This is a genomic window from Moritella sp. 28, assembly GCF_018219435.1.
Lineage (GTDB): Bacteria > Pseudomonadota > Gammaproteobacteria > Enterobacterales > Moritellaceae > Moritella.
On record NZ_CP056121.1, the window covers coordinates 703,638 to 722,895 of the forward strand.

The 19,258-nt window shown below is 39.3% G+C and carries 16 protein-coding genes; 15 read left to right on the top strand and 1 reads right to left on the bottom strand.

The features are described 5' to 3' along the window. Positions 1–133 precede the first annotated feature (133 nt). The 8 genes from HWV02_RS03250 (at position 134) to HWV02_RS03285 (ending at position 10,057) form a co-directional block, all read left to right on the top strand. On the top strand, positions 134–1,849 hold the full coding sequence (locus tag HWV02_RS03250; protein WP_211689701.1) for an SLC13 family permease: 1,716 nt from the start codon (positions 134–136) through the stop codon (positions 1,847–1,849). A gap of 83 nt (positions 1,850–1,932) precedes the next feature. Next, positions 1,933–2,847, top strand: coding sequence for a sulfate adenylyltransferase subunit CysD (cysD, locus tag HWV02_RS03255; RefSeq protein ID WP_211678430.1), 915 nt, complete (start codon positions 1,933–1,935; stop codon positions 2,845–2,847). Positions 2,848–2,895: 48 nt separating this feature from the next. Next, the gene (cysC, locus tag HWV02_RS03260) at positions 2,896–3,525 is read left to right on the top strand and encodes an adenylyl-sulfate kinase (RefSeq protein WP_211689702.1); all 630 of its coding nucleotides are present in this window, start codon (positions 2,896–2,898) and stop codon (positions 3,523–3,525) included. Positions 3,526–3,537: 12 nt separating this feature from the next. Beyond that, positions 3,538–4,962, top strand: a complete 1,425-nt coding sequence (cysN, locus tag HWV02_RS03265; protein WP_211689703.1) for a sulfate adenylyltransferase subunit CysN — start codon at positions 3,538–3,540, stop codon at positions 4,960–4,962. 112 nt (positions 4,963–5,074) lie between these two features. Then, positions 5,075–6,037 carry a DHH family phosphoesterase gene (locus tag HWV02_RS03270; RefSeq protein WP_211689704.1) on the top strand — a complete coding sequence of 321 codons (963 nt, stop codon included), beginning with the start codon at positions 5,075–5,077 and terminating at the stop codon, positions 6,035–6,037. Positions 6,038–6,071: 34 nt separating this feature from the next. Further along, on the top strand, positions 6,072–6,509 hold the full coding sequence (locus HWV02_RS03275; protein ID WP_211689705.1) for a hypothetical protein: 438 nt from the start codon (positions 6,072–6,074) through the stop codon (positions 6,507–6,509). 67 nt (positions 6,510–6,576) lie between these two features. Beyond that, positions 6,577–8,001 (top strand): MBL fold metallo-hydrolase RNA specificity domain-containing protein, encoded by a 1,425-nt coding sequence (locus HWV02_RS03280; RefSeq protein ID WP_211689706.1) that lies wholly within the window; start codon positions 6,577–6,579, stop codon positions 7,999–8,001. A 115-nt stretch (positions 8,002–8,116) separates the two neighbouring features. Further along, complete coding sequence (locus HWV02_RS03285; RefSeq protein ID WP_211678438.1) at positions 8,117–10,057, top strand: acyltransferase family protein; 1,941 nt, start codon at positions 8,117–8,119, stop codon at positions 10,055–10,057. Between the two features lie 211 nt (positions 10,058–10,268). Here HWV02_RS03285 and HWV02_RS03290 read toward each other — a convergent pair whose 3' ends face one another. Continuing rightward, complete coding sequence (locus HWV02_RS03290; RefSeq protein WP_211689707.1) at positions 10,269–11,522, bottom strand: O-antigen ligase; 1,254 nt, start codon at positions 11,520–11,522, stop codon at positions 10,269–10,271. A gap of 249 nt (positions 11,523–11,771) precedes the next feature. On the opposite strand from HWV02_RS03290, the gene HWV02_RS03295 reads away from it, so the two are divergent. The 7 genes from HWV02_RS03295 to pseC all read left to right on the top strand — a co-directional run bounded on the left by HWV02_RS03295 (position 11,772) and on the right by pseC (position 19,221). Then, positions 11,772–12,557, top strand: a complete 786-nt coding sequence (locus HWV02_RS03295; protein WP_211689708.1) for an AAC(3) family N-acetyltransferase — start codon at positions 11,772–11,774, stop codon at positions 12,555–12,557. Continuing rightward, complete coding sequence (locus HWV02_RS03300) at positions 12,550–13,836, top strand: DUF4910 domain-containing protein (RefSeq protein WP_211678441.1); 1,287 nt, start codon at positions 12,550–12,552, stop codon at positions 13,834–13,836. Before HWV02_RS03295 ends, HWV02_RS03300 begins: the two co-directional genes overlap by 8 nt. Before the next feature lie 35 nt (positions 13,837–13,871). Beyond that, positions 13,872–14,801, top strand: a complete 930-nt coding sequence (locus HWV02_RS03305; protein WP_211678442.1) for a GNAT family N-acetyltransferase — start codon at positions 13,872–13,874, stop codon at positions 14,799–14,801. 155 nt (positions 14,802–14,956) lie between these two features. Beyond that, positions 14,957–15,658: a pseudaminic acid cytidylyltransferase gene (gene pseF / locus HWV02_RS03310; protein WP_211678443.1), complete on the top strand. Its 702-nt coding sequence runs from the start codon at positions 14,957–14,959 to the stop codon at positions 15,656–15,658. Between the two features lie 190 nt (positions 15,659–15,848). Further along, positions 15,849–16,877 carry a FemAB family protein gene (locus HWV02_RS03315; RefSeq protein ID WP_211689709.1) on the top strand — a complete coding sequence of 343 codons (1,029 nt, stop codon included), beginning with the start codon at positions 15,849–15,851 and terminating at the stop codon, positions 16,875–16,877. A 162-nt stretch (positions 16,878–17,039) separates the two neighbouring features. Beyond that, positions 17,040–18,053, top strand: coding sequence for a UDP-N-acetylglucosamine 4,6-dehydratase (inverting) (gene pseB, locus HWV02_RS03320; protein ID WP_211678445.1), 1,014 nt, complete (start codon positions 17,040–17,042; stop codon positions 18,051–18,053). Positions 18,054–18,060: 7 nt separating this feature from the next. Then, positions 18,061–19,221 (top strand): UDP-4-amino-4,6-dideoxy-N-acetyl-beta-L-altrosamine transaminase, encoded by a 1,161-nt coding sequence (gene pseC, locus HWV02_RS03325; RefSeq protein ID WP_211689710.1) that lies wholly within the window; start codon positions 18,061–18,063, stop codon positions 19,219–19,221. Positions 19,222–19,258: the final 37 nt, after the last annotated feature.

Genomic DNA, 19,258 nt, shown 5'->3' on the forward strand with positions numbered 1-19,258 from the left:
TGTACGATCGCATACGCGGCCTTTGGTATCTGCCTGTTCTTAGTTTGTTTCTTTATCTATCAATTGTTATTATCAAAAGTATGGGTGATTACCGCTAAGATCCGTACTTGGCGTGCTCGTTAAGGTATCATTAATGTTATTTGTTTTTTCTATTTTTGTTTTAACGATTGTCGGTTTAATTCGATTTCAGAGCCGGCCTGCTTATGTTTTTGGTATTACGCTGTTGTTATTGTATGGTGGTTCTTTTGTTACCTCTGCGCAGTTAGTTGCCAGTGTTGCGAATGAAGGGCTGTTAACCTTAATATTGCTGATGCTGTGTTCGCTCGCGTTAGAGAAAACCCGTTTATTACGTATTGTTGCTACTTTAATCATTAAAGAGAGCTATACCGCCACCTGGCTAAGATTATTCGGCTTTACGGTCTTATCCTCGGCATTCTTAAATAATACGGCTGTCGTGTCGACTATGTTAGCCCCGATCCGGAATAACCCTCATCATGCTGCCAGCAAGTTATTGCTGCCGTTGTCTTATGCCGCTATTTTAGGCGGCACATTAACGCTAGTCGGTACTTCTACGAATCTGATCGTTAATAGCTTAGCTATTGAAGCTGGCTTACCTGCATTAGCCTTTTTCGATTTTACTCTTGTGGGTATGTGTGTGGTTCTCGCCTGTGGTTTTACATTGTTTCTACTGTGTCCTTGGTTACCCGAACACGAGGTTGAAGTCGAAGATGTAAAGCAATACTTAATTGATACTAAGGTACAGCAAGGATCGTCATTAATTGGTAAATCCATCGATCAAAATGGTTTGCGGCATTTAGAATCCTTATTCTTAGTCGAAATATTACGTGATGATCAATTATTAAGTCCGGTAGTACCAACCGAAGTGATTCGCGTGCATGACCGACTTATTTTTAGTGGTGATGTTGCAAAAGTCATGCAGCTTAATCATTTTGATGGTCTGTCACTGTTTGCACATGAAAATGGTTTACCGTTAGATAATTTAACCGAAGTCATAGTACGACCAGAAAGCATGTTATTAAACCAAACCTTAAGAAATTCAGGTTTCCGGGCTTTATTTGATGCCGCTGTGGTGGCGATTAAGCGTGATGGAGAGCCTGTTTCAGGCAAACTCGGTGATGCAAATATCCAAGCCGGTGATAATTTGGTACTCGCGGTGGGCGATGATTTTAAACATCGCAAAAATATTAATAAGAACTTTATTATATTAAGTGGTGTTGAGCCAGATATTATGTTGTCTGGTCATAAAGAATGGCTGGTGGTGCTGGGATTCTTTGGTACCATCTTATTATCTGCTATCGGATTAGTGCCGTTATTTAAAGGTTTGGTATTATTGTTCGGAGTATTACTACTCACAGGGTGTCTAAATAGCAGTGAAGTTATTCGGCGTCTTCCGGCTAACTTGTGGGTTATTATTTCCTCGGCATTATTACTCTCTCATGCGTTAACAAATAGTGGTTTAATGCTGTACCTCGGGCACATTAACAGCTTCTTTGAGCATGGTTTATCGCCGTTGTGGGCATTGATTGTCGTTTATCTATTAACCTGGTGGTTGACAGAGTTAGTCACTAATAATGCCGCTGCTGCATTATTGTTCCCAATTGCGTTTGGGTTGGCGAACAGCTTAGACGCTAATCCCATGGCGTTTGTAATGGCTGTTGCGTTTGGCGCCAGTGCCAGTTTTATTAGCCCCTATGGTTATCAAACCAACTTGATGGTATTTAATGCAGGACACTATCAGTTAAAAGATTTTATTAAGATTGGTTTACCGATTAGTTTAGTTTATGGGGTGGTAGCCATCAGTGCTATCATCGCTGTATTTGGTTTATAGTTTAATAAGTTAATAGTTTTAAAATTAATAGTTTTTAAAGTTAATTGTTAAACAACAATATTGTAATGACAGGATGAAGTTATATGAGTATTTCTCCAGAGCGCCTGACGCACCTAAAACAGTTAGAAGCTGAATCTATTCACATTATGCGTGAAGTAGTGGCTGAATTTGATAATCCGGTCATGCTTTACTCTGTCGGTAAAGATTCGTCGGTGATGTTACATCTGGCGAAAAAAGCGTTTGCGCCAGGTATACCCCCTTTTTCTTTAATGCATGTTGATACCACATGGAAATTTAAAGAAATGATCGAATTCCGTGACTACATGGCGAAAAAAGTAGGCATGGACCTCATCGTGCATAAGAATCCGGAAGGCGTTGCGATGGGCATTGACCCATTTGTACATGGCAGTGCGAAACATACTGATATCATGAAAACGCAAGGCTTAAAGCAAGCGTTAGATATGCATGGTTTTGATGCCGCGTTTGGTGGCGCACGTCGTGATGAAGAGAAATCACGTGCCAAAGAACGCGTGTATTCTTTCCGTGACGAACATCATCGCTGGGATCCAAAAAATCAACGACCTGAGTTGTGGAATATTTATAACGGGAAAGTGAACAAAGGCGAGAGTATTCGTGTGTTCCCATTATCAAATTGGACTGAACTGGATATCTGGCAGTACATCTATTTAGAAAGTATTGAGATCCCAGAACTGTATTTGTCTAAACTACGCCCTGTTGTTGAACGCGACGGTATGTTGATCATGGTTGATGATGAGCGTATGAAGCTGAAAGAAGGTGAAGTCATCGAACACAAAATGGTGCGCTTCCGTACGCTCGGTTGTTACCCATTAACTGGTGCTGTTGAGTCTGAAGCGACGACATTACCAGAGATTATCCAAGAAATGTTGCTAACCACGACCTCTGAGCGTCAAGGTCGTGCTATCGATCATGATAGCTCTGGGTCGATGGAAAAGAAAAAGCGTGAAGGTTACTTTTAATCCTATGGAAGTTAATAGCGTGACCTGTATAAAGCGAGGGATTGATGTATGAATTCTCCTTATGTAAACAAAGATAATGACTCGGTCAGTAATGATGTAGTTTGGCATAATGCTACTGTGACGCATGATGATCGTATAAAACAGAAGAATCAAAAACCTGTGGTATTGTGGTTTACAGGCCTGAGTGGCTCGGGTAAGTCCACGGTCGCGAATGCAGTTGAAAGCAAATTATTGAGTTTAGGTAAACACAGTTATTTATTAGATGGTGATAACGTTCGCCATGGCTTAAATAAAGATTTAGGCTTCAGTGATACCGATCGTGTTGAAAACATCCGTCGTATTGGTGAAGTGGCTAAGCTGTTTGTTGATGCGGGTTCGATTGTATTAACGGCTTTTATTTCGCCATTTATTGCAGACCGACGACAAGTTCGGGAGTTATTGGCTGATGGCCAATTTTTAGAAGTCTTTATTGATACCCCGTTGGCGATCTGTGAGCAGCGCGATCCAAAAGGGCTGTATAAAAAAGCACGTGCGGGTGAGATCAAGCATTTCACTGGCATTGATTCTGAATATCAAGCGCCAATTAATGCCGATATTCATGTTGCGACGGTAAACCAATCAATTGAAGAGTGTGCTGAACAGATTGTTAGCGCATTAATTAAAAAAGAATATATTTAAGGATATCGGATTATGTCTCATAGTTCTGAATTGATCGCAACGGATATCGAAGCGTATTTAAAAGTACATGAAAATAAAGATCTATTACGTTTTCTAACCTGTGGTAGTGTCGATGATGGCAAGTCGACCTTAATTGGCCGTTTGCTGTTTGATAGCAAGCTGATCTATGAAGATCAAATGGCGGCAATTGAAAAAGATTCTAAGAAATTCAATACGACAGATGGCGATTTTGATTTAGCTTTGTTGGTTGATGGTTTACAATCTGAGCGTGAACAAGGCATCACGATTGATGTTGCTTACCGCTATTTCTCAACGGATAAACGTAAGTTTATTATTGGCGATACCCCAGGACATGAACAGTATACGCGTAACATGGTGACGGGGGCATCGACGTGTGATTTAGCGATTGTGATGGTAGATGCACGTCGCGGTATTCAAACGCAAACACGTCGTCACAGTTATATCTGTAGTTTGTTGGGTATTAAACACATTATTGTTGCGATCAACAAAATGGATCTAGTGGATTATAGCCAAGAGGTTTACCAGCAGATTAAAGCTGATTATCGTGAAATGGCGACTAACTTTAACATTGATGATATTCGTTTTGTGCCGATTTCAGCGCTTAATGGTGATAACGTTGTTAACCCAAGTGAAGCTATGGATTGGTACCCTGGTGCCACATTAATGAAGTTGTTGGAAACAGTGAAAATTGACCAAGATAAAGATCTTGTGCATATGCGTTTCCCTGTGCAATACGTTAATCGTCCAAACTTAGATTTCCGTGGCTTCTGTGGTACGTTAGCGTCTGGTCTGGTGCAAGTCGGCGATGAAGTTACTGCATTACCTTCAGGTAAATCATCAACAATAAAATCAATTTATACCTTTGATGGCGAGCTTGAAAGTGCCCAACCGGGTCAAGCGATCACTATCACACTTGAAGACGAGATTGATGTTTCTCGTGGCGATATGTTAGTGCATAAAGGCCTAGAACCAAGCACAACCAATAAATTTGATGCGCACATTGTATGGATGGATGAAAATCCGTTACGTACTCATAAAGACTATACGTTTAAATTTGCGACTAAGTCGTCGGCGGGCAAAGTATCAACTATCGATCATAAAGTGGATGTTAATACATTACAGCAATATGTAGAGAATAGTGACGCGCTTGCACTGAATGAAATTGCATCAGTGACGATTAACTTAGCTGAAAAAGTGGTTGTTGATAATTATCAAGCGTTGCCGCAAACGGGCGCGTTTGTGGTGATTGATCGTCATACTAACGTCACTGTTGGTGCTGGTATGGTTAATCACATCTACTCTGAAGACGCTTCTTCAGACGTGGATAATGCAGTACGTCGTTATTCTGAAGCTGAAAAAGAGTTAAATGCCTATGTGCGTAAACACTTCCCTGAATGGGGTTGCACAAAAGTATAATTAACGCTGTTAGCTGGTAATAAAAAGGCTAAAATTTATTTAATCTTGGCCTTTTTATTTAAGTTGTAGGTTTGCTAATGCTAGGTGATATGTGCACCTAACAAGGACTGGTATGAATTATGATGTTTTTAACGGTGATGCAGACGGCATCATTGCGTTAATACAATTACGCTTAAACGAGCCGAAAAAAGCGAAATTGGTCAGCGGGGTTAAACGTGACAATAGCTTGCTTAAACATGTTGATATTGCGCAAGCCAAGTCAGTTGTCGCGCTTGATATTTCGATGGAAAAAAATACCGAGGCACTGAACGCAATATTAGCGAATGACATTGATGTGTTCTATTGCGATCATCATCGCACAGGTGACGTCCCCGTTTCTGAAAAGCTAACGGTATTAGTGGATACGGCGCCTGAAGTATGCACGAGTTTATTGATTAATGGCTTACTTGATAACAAATACATTGAGTGGGCGATAGCCGCTGCTTATGGTGATAACTTAGTTAGTGCCGCTGATGAACTAGCATTGCAGGAAGGGATGACAACGCCGCAACGTGAATTCTTATGTGAATTAGGGACGTTAATCAACTATAACGGTTATGGAGCATCATTAGCTGATTTACACTTTAATCCTGCTGAGTTGTATCAAGCATTATTGCAATATACTAATCCATTTGACGTTGAAGCTGATAACGACTCAGCCTTTTATATTCTGCGACGTGGATACCAAGCTGACCATCAAAATGTGGCTAAACTAGCACCATATATTAATAACGAGGTTTGCGAAATATACCTGTTACCTTGCGAAGCTTGGGCAAGACGTATCAGTGGCGTATTTGGCAATGAATTGGCGAATTGTCATCCTGATAAAGCCCATGCGGTACTAACTTTAAATACCGATGGCAGCTATATGGTGAGTGTGCGCGCACCTCTAAATAATCGCTCTGGCGCAGATGAAGTATGCGTGCAATTTGCAACTGGTGGTGGCCGTAAAGCCGCAGCAGGTATTAATCGATTACCTGTGCATGAAATCAACCAGTTTGTTGACGTATTGATACAGCAGTATAAGCACTTTTGATAAAGTGTTTGGATTTAATAAAATAAGTGCAGTTATGAATAACAACCTTGTAGTAAAGCAAACACAAATACTTATTGACGTGATAAGCAAGCATTACCAGTATTATAATCAACAAAGCATAGAGCGGCATGAGCAGGGGAAATCGCTAAGCCTTGAGTTTTATCAGTGCTTTATTGATAACTTAAGTATTGAACTTGAGCACATTAATTTTGATTTTCCTGTCACGGCGAATCTAGGTTACTGCGTCGAACCAGAACAGGTATCCCGCTGGGCTTTGTATTGGCAGCTTGAATTTAAGCCGCAACTTGATATTAATGGTTCTTTTTCTTGTATTATTCAATTAATGTCTACGAATCAACAAGCACCAGACTTCAAATTAATATGTGATAACGGAGCGTCACTTTATTCTAAAATAACAACTAAACCAGTACTTAAGCCAGTACTTAAACCAGTACTTAAATCAGTATGTTGACCTATTACTTTCTTTAGGATATCACTTTAAACTAATGGTTTATTCATCTGCTTCCAAGGACGGAACAATGCGTATTTTACATCACGGTGCGGTCAATGGTGTGACCGGATCTTGTCATCAGCTGTATATGAATGACTATAATTCAGTGCTGATCGACTGTGGTTTATTTCAAGGTTCTGAAGCCGCAGGTAACAATAGCAAAGACCAACACGCTATCGACTTTAATGTGCGCACCGTTAAAGCGCTTATCATCACGCACTGCCATATCGATCATGTCGGTCGCATTCCTTACTTATTAGCCGTAGGGTTCACAGGCCCTATTTACGCGACTGAAGCAACTGCAGCACTCCTTCCCCTTGTTATCGAAGACGCCCTTAAAGTCGGCGTTACCCGCGATAAAAAACTCATCCAAGCTTGCCTTTCATTATTACAAAAACAGCTTATTCCTGTACCCTATCAAAAGTGGCGCGCCATTGACGTACTTAAAATACCCAAAGAGGATATAGGGGAAGATGAAACCTGCTATCAACGCCAAAAGATCCGTTTTTGTCCAGCTGGACATATCCTAGGTTCTGCCTATGTCGAAATCGAACTCGCCACCGATAAACCCATTCGCCGTCACCGTGTTGTATTTTCCGGTGATCTCGGCGCTTCCTACAGTCCATTATTATCATCCCCCCGATCGCCATACCGCGCCGATACCTTAATTATTGAAAGTACCTATGGTGATAAAAGGCACGAACACCGTAATCAACGTAGCCAAAAGTTACAAGCCGTCATTGAACATGCGGTGAGTGATAATGGTGTGGTCTTGATCCCCGCATTCAGTATTGGCCGCACCCAAGAATTACTCTACGAAATCGAACAATTTATTCACAGCGCCCCAGAGACGAGTTTATGGAAACATATTGAAATAATCGTCGATTCGCCAATGGCAGCAAACTTCACCAGTAAATACCGCGACTTTAAAGCCTTGTGGGATAAAGAGGCGTTAGGAAAATTAAAACAAGGTCGCCATCCACTTAATTTTGAGCAGCTTTATACTATCGACAGTCATCAAGATCACCTAACTGTCGTTAAGTATCTGGCTAGGAGTAATAAACCAGCTATTGTCATTGCAGCCAGTGGTATGTGCAGCGGTGGCCGTATCGTTAATTACCTTACGCAATTTTTACCTGATGCCACAGCCGATGTGATTTTTGTGGGTTATCAAGCCCAGGGAACCCCAGGTCGAGATATCCAACAATATGGACCAAGGGGTGGCTATGTTGAGCTTAACGGGAAGCACATACACATTAATGCCGGTATCCATACCATTAGTGGTTATTCTGCCCATGCAGACCAGCAAGACCTACTTAACTTTGTAAAACACATGAAACATAAGCCGCAAGAGATACGTATTGTGCATGGTGATGAAAGGGCGAAAACGGTGTTCGCGGAAAAACTTGGGCAACTGGTGCCGGGTGCGCGGGTGGTACGGCCGAACAAGTAGTTATACAGCTTCATATTTAAAGCATTCACGTTGTATGAAGACGGCCCTAGGCAGAGTTGATATCTATGTTATAATTTTGAATTTTTCATGAAAGACGAACAGGCAGTTTTTTTATATGTTTTTCCGTAGAGACATTAATGGCTTAAGAGCGATCGCTGTAATCGGCGTTATTTTGTATCACTTTAACGCTAATATGTTACCCGGTGGATTTGCTGGCGTAGATGTTTTTTTCGTTATATCTGGTTTTTTAATGACGAATATTATTTTTCGTGGATTAACGAACAATACATTCTCGTTACCTGTGTTTTATCTCGCGCGTGCTAAACGTATAATTCCGCCTTTGTTGATATTGTGTTGTGCGCTGTTATTATTTGGTTGGACGTTTGTTATTCCGCCAGATTTTCAAGTACTGACTAAACATATACATAAGAGTTTAAATTTTTTATCTAATATAAGGTATTGGCAAGAAAGCGGATATTTTGATGTCGACGCAGATCAAAAATGGTTGCTACATACTTGGTCGTTATCGGTTGAGTGGCAATTTTATATTGTTTATCCATTACTGCTATTAATGGTTAAGCGGCTTGTCAAAAACGCCCTTATTCCTCGCGTTATTTTGGCATGTAGCGTGGTTGGTTTCGTCGCCTGTATTTATGTGTCTTGGTATTGGCCAAACGCGGCCTTTTATTTATTACCGACACGAGCATGGGAAATGTTGTTAGGCGGTGTAGCCTTTTTATACCCAATAAAATTATCTACACACTCGCAGACATGGCTATTCCGAATCGGTATTACCATGATCATCGGCAGTTACATTCTGTTAGATAGCACTAGCATGTGGCCGGGTTATCTTGCGGCGGTACCGGTGTTAGGCACGATGGCTGTTATTATGGCAAATAAGGATAATAACCAATTAAGTAATAATACGGTTATACAATTTTTAGGTCGCACCTCCTATTCTACTTACTTGTGGCATTGGCCAATATCTGTTGCATTGAGTTATAATTTCGAATTTTCGCTATTACATATGATGTCAGGTATCTGCGCATCCATACTAATGGGCTGGTTATCTTATAGGTTGATAGAGAAGCGTGCTGCTAAGAATAAACGATCAAAGGTACTGTTCACTTTATTATACATAGGTATTGTTAGTATTACGTTCTCTTCAATAAGTAGTCAATATTTATCGAATCAGATGCATTTTTCTATTCCCGATAGCGTCAAGAAATCTATTTATAGAACCCCAGCTGATTGTTTTGATAAAGAAGATACATTAACGAGTAAAACATGGTTATGTAATTTAGGGGATGGCAATGCGCCTGATACAAGTTTCATTGTTATGGGGGATTCACATATGTATTCACAATTACCAGCTTTTAATGCGTTAGCAAATTTGTATCAACTAAAAGGGCAATATGTTGGTTTTTCTGGCTGCCCCCCTTTGTTAGGTGTTTATCCTCAGCGTTCTGATCAAGATAAAAAAAGCTGCTTTACACTCAATAATAAACTATTTAGTTATGTGAAAGAGAATGGCATAAATCGCGTGATTTTATCGGCGAGATGGACTTATTACACTGATTTTGGTTATAACGGTATGGGAAAAATGGTTTATTTAAGCCCTCAAAAGGTGGGGAGTAAAGATCAAAATAGTTCTTTTGAAACTTTTAAAGCAGGCGTTGAGCAGACGATAAAACGTTATAATGGTATTGGTGTGAGCCCTTGGGTAATATTACAAATACCACAGCAGAAGCAGCGACCTGAAAAGTTATATTACACCGCCTATTCACAGGATAATCCGTTATTATCATTGGCTCAAAACAGCATTTCAGTTCGAGATCATAATGCATTGCAGAAACGCGTCAATCAGGTATTTAAACAATTGGCTGTAAGTGATGATTATTTGCTAACGATTATCGACCCAACGGATAGCTTCTGTAATGCCGGATCTTGCATGGTTGGTAGTGATTCTGTTTCATACTACTTGGATGAGGATCATCTATCTGAGTCCGGCGCGATGTATTTATTACCGCAATTAACAGATACGATAATATTTTAATATATTATCATTCGCTCATCGTGCTTTATCACTTTGACATATTTACACATAGAGTTACGTTTAGAACTTGGTATATTCACAATTAAGGGTTAAGGATAGCAGCTGAAATAACTTGTGCCGGTAGGTAGTACCGACACATTAAATGCTTGTAAGAGGTTTTAGAAGTCTAAAGTGATTTATATCACAATGCTTAAACCGTTGACGACAAGAATCACTTTGCTTTAGCTGGGTGAGCTTCAACTTTGTAGGCAGATACTTGTGATACACAAAGTAGAATTAATACAAAATAAGTGCTGGAAGCAGAGGTACTTGAAAGCGACACATCGGCAATGCCGGTGACTATATAGCTGATGATTACAAGTAAACCACTGAGTGAATAAGTCGGATTGATTAATTTATGCTTAAGCAGAATATAGCCAGGGATTAGTAATAATAGTATTACTGTGGATAACCCAAAAAGACCTCGATTGCCAAGCGCTTGAAAATACATTGAATGGAAATGTGTTTGTGTATACTTACCCATATATTTAGCTAAGTAGCCTTCATCATATAACTCGCCCATTCGTTTGTGTGCTGGAAAGGTACCGTAACCAAAAATGGGCTTTTCAGATAATAAGACTAATGCTCCTTTCCATAGTTCTAAACGAATCGAAGTTGAGGATTCTTTCTCGTCTGAATTTGGATTCTCAATATGAGTGATGAAATTGCGTGAAGCATCAGAGACTCGGGAGACAAGTGGATTATTGGTGCCGATAGACATTACTGCGATGGAACCGAGCACTAGTAGGCAGATAATACCTGCATATGCCTTTTTCGACACTCGTTTAAGATTAGATGGCATGCACAAGAAAATTAAGAGAACAGTCAAAAGGGCTAGAAACGCGCCCTTAGATTCTGACATTATTATAGTGGTAGCGCCCAAGATTAATCCACTATAAGTTAAAATACGAAGCTTGATATTGTTGGTATGAATATTGGGTAAAGTAAAAGACATTACGGCAACAATAGCAATCATTAATGGATTTATATTAAATCCGGCATAGTTAGCACGGTTAAATCCTGTCATTTGTTCGTTAACCATGATTATAAAAGCAATGATAAGGCTTAAGGAGAAGCTAGCATAAACAAATTGCTGTTTTGGTTTAAAACGGATCAAGAACGCACCAGCAAGCAGTAATGGTATGCCTCTGGCTGCTTTTTTTACACTGGAAATATCCCCGCTTGCTTGTATTAGGCTGATAATATGCGGAATAGTGAAAATGATAATCGTTATTGCTAATAACGTTAAGTTTTTATGCCAAGTTAACTTTTTATAAAATCCAGCTGTAATAGAGATGACGAGTAAGATTACCGTACCAAGAATATATCCCTTAGGATATAGAAAAAGAAGTAAAGCACAGAGTATCACTCCTATTGTAGATGTAGTGATCCATTTTGATTGTGATTTATTTAAGGTTGTATTCATGGTTTTAAGCTTAGCCGTTGTTGGAGAACCAAATCAGTATTAGTTAGCGATTTTTTAAAGCGTTATTTTACCACATAATTCTAGTTGTGAGTAAACCGATTTTAACCATATTCTGATATCCTTAAGCTACCTAGCCATTAATCGAAATGTACTTTAGATCTATAATCAATTGGTTTAAGTATTTATTTAAAATGATATAATTATATTCATGTTATAGGCTATTTAGTTCACAAAATCTTGGAGCATAAAGTGATAAAAATATTAGCGAATGAGTGGAAATTAGCAGGTGTTCAAGATGGAGATGTTCTATTGGTCCACAGTAGTATTAAGCGTCTTTTTAAACGTCACTTAAAGTTAGGGGTGAAATTAAGCCCGCAAGATATTCTCCAGTCTTTTTTAGATGCTATTGGTCCATCTGGTACATTAGTAATACCACTATTTAACTTTGATTTTGCAGATGGCGTTGCTTTTGATATAGAAAGTACCCCTTCTCATATGGGGGCTCTTACCGAGGCTGCGAGGTTATATCCCGGAGCATTAAGGACCGCACATCCAATTTATTCATTTGCAGTTATTGGACGACGTGCTGAAGAATTTGTGACTACTGATAATGTGAGTGGATACGGTAGTGATTCACCATTTGCTAAGCTTCGAGAAATGAATGGGCGGATTGCAGTTTTAGATTTACCGGAACAGAACAGCATGACCTTTTACCATCACGTAGAAGAAATGCACAACGTCGATTATCGATATCATAAGGAATTCACAGGCGCTTATACTGATATACTCGGGAACACAAAATCTAAAACATACAGCTTATTTGTACGTAATATAGAAAAAGGTGTATTAACGCATGTTGACCCAGCTGGTGAGCTTATGTGGGAAGAGGGGTTATATTCTGGTTGCAGACCTAATGACGGGTGCGGTTTAAGAACTATTTCAGCTCGAGATATGTATACATTTGTTTCAGATATTATTAAAACGGGTAAAGCTGAAAATATTTTATATCGTATAGATGGAGAAAGTAATGTCTAATTTAGGTACTGAAATGCACGAATTGTGCAGTGAAATGTTCCCAATCTGCCGTAGTATTACTGGTAATGGTTTTCGCCAGTCATTGGCTATGTTGTCTGAACATATACCAAATTTAAAGGCCGTTGAGGTTCCAACAGGCACCAAGTGTTTTGATTGGGAAGTACCAAAAGAATGGAATATTAAAGATGCTTATATAATAACTCCTAGCGGTAAAAAGATCTGCGAATTTAAAAATTCAAATTTACATGTTTTAGGCTACTCGACTCCGGTTAACAATGTTGTCACGCTAGATGAATTACAGGATCATCTTTACTCACTGCCAGAACAGCCCAATGCGATTCCTTATATTACATCATATTATAAGGAGCGTTGGGGATTTTGTATTTCGCAGCAAGAGCGAGATTTACTTGAACCAGGTGAATATCACGTATTTATTGATAGTGAACTAAAAAATGGTTCTCTTACTTATGGTGAGTTAATTATTCCTGGGTCATCGGATAAAGAAATATTTTTATCAAGTTATCTGTGTCACCCTTCAATGGCAAATAATGAGCTTTCCGGACCAGTTGTAACTACATTTATTGCCAAATGGCTATCTCAACTTGAAAATCGTAAATATACATACCGTATAGCGATTATTCCTGAAACAATTGGTTCTATCACATATTTAAGCCAACATTATAAAGAAATGAAAAAGAAGGTGATAGCGGGCTTCAATATTACCTGTATCGGAGATGACCGCGCTTATTCGTATCTACCTTCTCGAAAGGGCAATACATTGTCAGATCGTGTTGCGCTACACGTATTAAAGCAATCACAACCTGAATATATTACTTATAGTTATTTGGAACGGGGCAGCGACGAACGTCAATACTGTAGTCCTGGAATCGATCTTCCTGTTTGTTCAGTTATGCGAACAAAATATGGCTGTTATCCTGAATACCATACCTCGTTAGATGATTTAAATCTCGTTACGCCAGCAGGTTTATTTGGTGGCTTTGAAGTATTGAAAAAATCAATTGAATGCATTGAACACAATGAAGTGCTGCGCCCTACAGTACTTTGTGAGCCACAGCTAGGAAAAAGAGGCTTGTATCCAACTATCAGTACTAAAGATACTAGTGCGCAAGTCGAAGATATGATGAACTTTTTAGCGTATGCAGATGGTATGTTGAGTAATCTTGACATCGCGGAGATAATTGGAGTCCCTCTTTGGGAACTAAAAGATACGATTGAAAAACTTAAGACTGAAGGTGTTTTGGAAATAGTGGATATTTAATCGTTCATAGGGAAGCACTAATATAGAGGATATTTATGACTTGCAGATTAAGAACAATGCAGTCGACAGATTTACAAGTCGCGCTAAAGTGGCGTAATCGCTGCGAAGTTAGAGATAATAAGCATCTTTATAATGAAACCAGTTCAGTGGAGCATCAACACTGGTGGGATTCTGTTCTGATGGATAAGGGGTTTTGTTTAATCGTTGCTGAGATTGAAGATAACCCTGTCGGGCTTATCGTATTTTCGAATTACACCGGAGAACAAGGCTCGGCTTCATGGGACATTTTTACGGGCGATAATAATACGAGTGACGATGAGTGCAGCATAGTGACTGCTGCACTTGAATATGCATTCAACGTGCTTAATATAAGACGTTTAGAGTGTGAAATTCTGGGATTCAATTCTGCAGATGTATTACGTCACCGAAGAGCTGGTTTCAATATCGAAGGTATTAAAAAACAGGCATATCAGGGGATGAATGACTGGCATGATATTTACTGTTTAGCAATACTGGAAAAAAATTGGCGATTTAAAATAAAATCAGAGCAAGATAATGTAACGAGAGATATCCCTAACTCTGTGACTAAAACAGTTTTAATTACAGATGAAATGGTGAATTTTTTTTCTGATGCGAGTAAAGATAAAAATGCCATACACTTTAATGACAAGTTAGCGCAAACATATGGATTTAAAGGTCGGATTTGTCATGGCATGCTAGTAGGAAGTTTGTTTTCTGGTATGTTTTCAGCCCCTCCTTTTGGAGAAGGAACGATTTATTTAAGTCAAACTTTGTACTTTATAAAACCGATTCAAGTGGGCGCTGAGGTCGAGGTAACCATTCAGGTACTGTCCCAGATAGGCCGTAAGCTTACTTTAAGTACGAAGGTCTTACATCGAGATCTTCTTTGTATTCATGGTGAGGCTGATATCTTGCTTCCAAAAGAGATATCGTCGGTAGTGTAGTATAAGTCTGGCTGTATATGATAGAGCTAGTTTATTTTTACTGAAAGGTATAATTCTTGTACTAATAATGTTTGGTGTCGGTATTTTGGCGTTTTCAATATTAGCAGCGTGTATTAATACTGTACTTGGTTGGCGTATAAAAAGGATATTTGAGTATGAATATAGCTATCATCCCAGCTCGTGGCGATAGTAAAAGAATCCCGCAAAAAAATATTAAGTTATTTTGTGGTAAGCCAATAATCGCGTACTCAATAGAGGCAGCCTTGGCAAGTAAGTGTTTTGAGCGGGTTATTGTTTCTACCGACAATCAAGAGATCGCCAACATTGCTTTACAGTACGGTGCTGAAGTCCCTTTTTTACGCCCAGCATGTATCTCGGATGATTATGCGACAACGATTGAAGTTATACAGCATGCTATAACGACATTAGCATTAGAAGATACTGCATTAATTTGCTGCTTGTATGCTACCGCCCCTTTTGTTACGCCGAAAAGCTTAGCTAAGGGTCTTAAAATGTTAACAGCTGAACGTTTGGATTACTGCTTCAGTGCCACTGAATTTAGTTACCCTATTCAACGTGCATTTCGTCTAAATCAGACTGGCAGGGTCGAAATGTTTCAACCGGAACATTTTAATACGCGTTCTCAGGATCTTGAATCAGCGTATCATGACGCAGGACAATTTTATTGGGGAACCTATGACTCCTTTTCTACGGGTAAACCTATTTTTTCATGTAATGCTAAGCCTATAATTTTGAATGCATCTCAGGTACAAGATATCGACACGATTGATGATTGGAATAAGGCTTCGTTTTTGTATGAGTTATTGCGACGTAATGAAACGGTTGATGTGAACTAAAACGTGGTTAGCCTGATTCATTCTTAACACTTTAATCATTATTTTAAAAAGCATGAAGATCTTATTATTATGGCTAACTTCTGCTTTAACAATGCTATAATGCTAGCCATTTTGGCTATTGTTTCGGTGTATGCTATTGTCAAAGAAGAGAAATGTTTAGTTATTCATGCTTGATTGGGTTAGATAATATATGAATTTTGATAGTATTAAAGAATTGATAAAAAACAGTGGGTTAACGGTTAAACACATTGGTGATTCTCGCGATGATTGGGATGTAGTATTATCTGCGGTGAAAAATTATGATGTTGATTATGATCTTGCTGCAGTAGATTATCATCACTTATATTTTTCTTCAGTTCTTGAATTCCAACAGCAGGCAATGGTTTTTTTTGCGAGTGGCAAACCTGTCGCAGTATGGCCACTGAGTATTTCTCAGTCCGAGGGTAAAAGCCGGATCGGTAGTAATGGTTCAGAAGTCTTACCGCCACTGCTGTTACCTAACTTGGCGGAAAAGGTTGCAAAAAAGGTAGTTAACTCAGCCCATTTAATCTTAACTGAAATTAAAACAGCGAAAACAGCTACTTGCACACTTAAATATAACATGCTCAGTGATGGCTGCTCACTTTGGTATAAGTCATTACAAGATAAATATAAGCTGTTTGATGTGACGCATTTTTTGTATGTCGATCTTAACCGTGATTTAGACCTTATAAAAGGTGGCTTTAGAAAAAGTTTTCGACCTTTGGTTAGCAAGGGATTACGCAGCTGGAATATTGATATTTTCGCAGATAGTTGTGCTGATGTTTTTGAAGAGTTCAGGCTGCTACATATTGCTGTTGCTGGGCGTGAAACTCGACCTAAGTCGACTTGGGACGAGCTACATGCTTCTCTAATATCTGGCAAAGGTTTTCTTATTACCCTAAGGGATGATGAGGGGATACTTGTCGGCGGTGGCTATTTCCGAATTAATCAACGGCAGGGGCTATATGGTGTTGGTGTTTATAAACGGGAACTGTTTGATCAACCTTTGGGCCATGCAGTGCAGTATAAAGCGATTGAGTATATGAAATCGCAAGGGTTGACGACGTATTGCATTGGACAACGACCTTATCCGCACGATCGTAATACACCGACAGATAAAGAAGTTCAAATCGGTTACTTTAAAGAAGGGTTTGCAACCCATATGTACCCTGCATTTATCTTTAGTGAACAGGCTTAATTAACATTTAACTTGTCGACTGTATTTTTATGCTCGAGAAGAATATAATAACCGCCATAAACGCGGTTCAAATCAGAATATCATGTTTAAACGCCATTGTTTTTTGGCGTTTTAACGCAGTCATTTTAAATGATTATAATTTAAATAAAAGATGGTGAAATAATGCTTAATAATAAATCAGTTCTTATTACTGGTGGCACAGGGTCATTTGGTAAAAAGTTTATCGAAACTATTTTAGCTCGTTATCCAGATGTAAAAAAAATCATCATCTATTCTCGTGATGAGCTAAAACAATCAGTCATTAAACAGCAGTATCCAGATTTTGATTATCCTCAACTACGTTTCTTTATTGGTGATGTGCGAGACAAAGCACGCTTAACGCAAGCTTGTGAAGGTGTTGATGTTATTATTCATGCTGCCGCCATTAAACAAGTAGATACGGCAGAATATAACCCGACAGAATGTATCCGTACTAATGTCGATGGTGCTGAAAACGTTATTCACGCTGCGCTGGCTTGTGGTGTCAATGATGTCGTTGCGCTTTCTACAGATAAAGCTTGTGCACCGATCAATTTATACGGTGCGACGAAACTAACGTCAGATAAGCTTTTTGCTGCAGCAAATAACATACGTGGTTCTAAAGACATCCGTTTTAGTGTTGTTCGTTATGGTAACGTGATGGGCTCGCGTGGTTCTGTGATCCCATTCTTTATGGATAAGAAAAAAGACGGTGTATTACCGATTACCCATGAAGAAATGACACGTTTTAATATTTCGTTACAAGATGGTGTAAATTTAGTTATGTTTGCACTGGGTAATCACCTTGGTGGCGAAATATTCATTCCGAAAATCCCTTCATACAAGATCCTTGATGTTGCAGAAGCGATTGCACCTGAATGTAAGCAACGCATTGTTGGTATTCGACCAGGCGAGAAGTTACATGAAGAGATGCTGACTGATACCGATTCTTTAAATACGATAGATCTTGGTCCTTATTACGCTATTTTACCTTCGGTATCATTTACTTATGCTGAGCAGGATTACCTTTCTCATCATAAGGCTAAAAAAGTACCCTTCGGATTTAAATACACTTCGGGTACGAATACAGAGTGGGAAACGGTTGAGAGCTTACGAGCGTTAATTAAAGAGCATGTTGATGCTAATTTTGAAGTGTGAGTAACCTATGATTCCATACGGTAAGCAAGAGATTACACAGCATGATATTGATGCTGTTATTAATGTATTAAAGTCTGATTTTTTGACGCAAGGACCACAGGTTCCGTTATTTGAAAGTGCGATTAAGAATGCCACTGGTGCAAGTCATGCACTGGCGACTAATTCTGCAACATCAGCATTGCATCTTGCTTGCTTAGCGCTTGGGGTTGGTAAGGGCGATGTGGTATGGACAACACCAGTCACCTTTGTTGCGTCATCAAATTGCGCGCTTTATTGTGGTGCTGATATTGATTTTGTTGATGTTGATGCAGAGACATACAATCTTAGCCCTGAAAAATTAGCAGACAAGCTCGCATATGCGAAAGCACATAACTTGCCTTTACCTAAGGTCGTGATCCCTGTGCACCTATGCGGTCAACCTTGTGAAATGCAAGCGATCCACAGCCTGGGTCAAGAATATGGGTTTGCTATTATTGAAGATGCTTCGCATGCGATTGGTGGTCGTTATCAAGATCAACCTATTGGTAACTGTGAATACAGTGATATTACGGTATTTAGTTTTCACCCTGTCAAAATTGTCACGACAGCAGAGGGTGGTGCTGCGACTACCAATAATACGCAACTAGCAGATAAAATGGCCTTGTTACGTAGCCATGGTATTACTCGTGATCCTGAGTTAATGACTGAACCTACACATGGTGGCTGGTATTATCAGCAAATTGAGCTGGGTTATAATTACCGGATGACAGAGATGCAAGCCGCGTTAGGTGTAAGTCAAATGACTCGGTTAGATGATTTTGTTGCGAAACGAAATCAACTTGCCGCAGGTTATGATACGTTATTGCAAGGCCTGCCTTTAATATTACCTAAGCAGATAAACGCATCTTATTCGGGTCGGCACCTGTATGTGGTCCGATTAAAGCTTGATGAAATAAAGTTGTCGCATCTTGAGGTATTTACTGCGCTTAGAGAGGCGGGAATTGGGGTTAATCTGCATTATATACCCGTGCATTTACAGCCTTATTATCAGGACTTAGGTTTTAGTAAAGGACAGTTCCCTGAAGCCGAGGATTATTATACGCAAGCGATTAGTATTCCTCTTTATCACCATATGACGACGCTTCAGCAGCAGCAAGTTGTAGACTCGATTACAAAAATAATTACTTAGCATTGTCACGTTAATTCTATAAGCGTGCATATTCTAT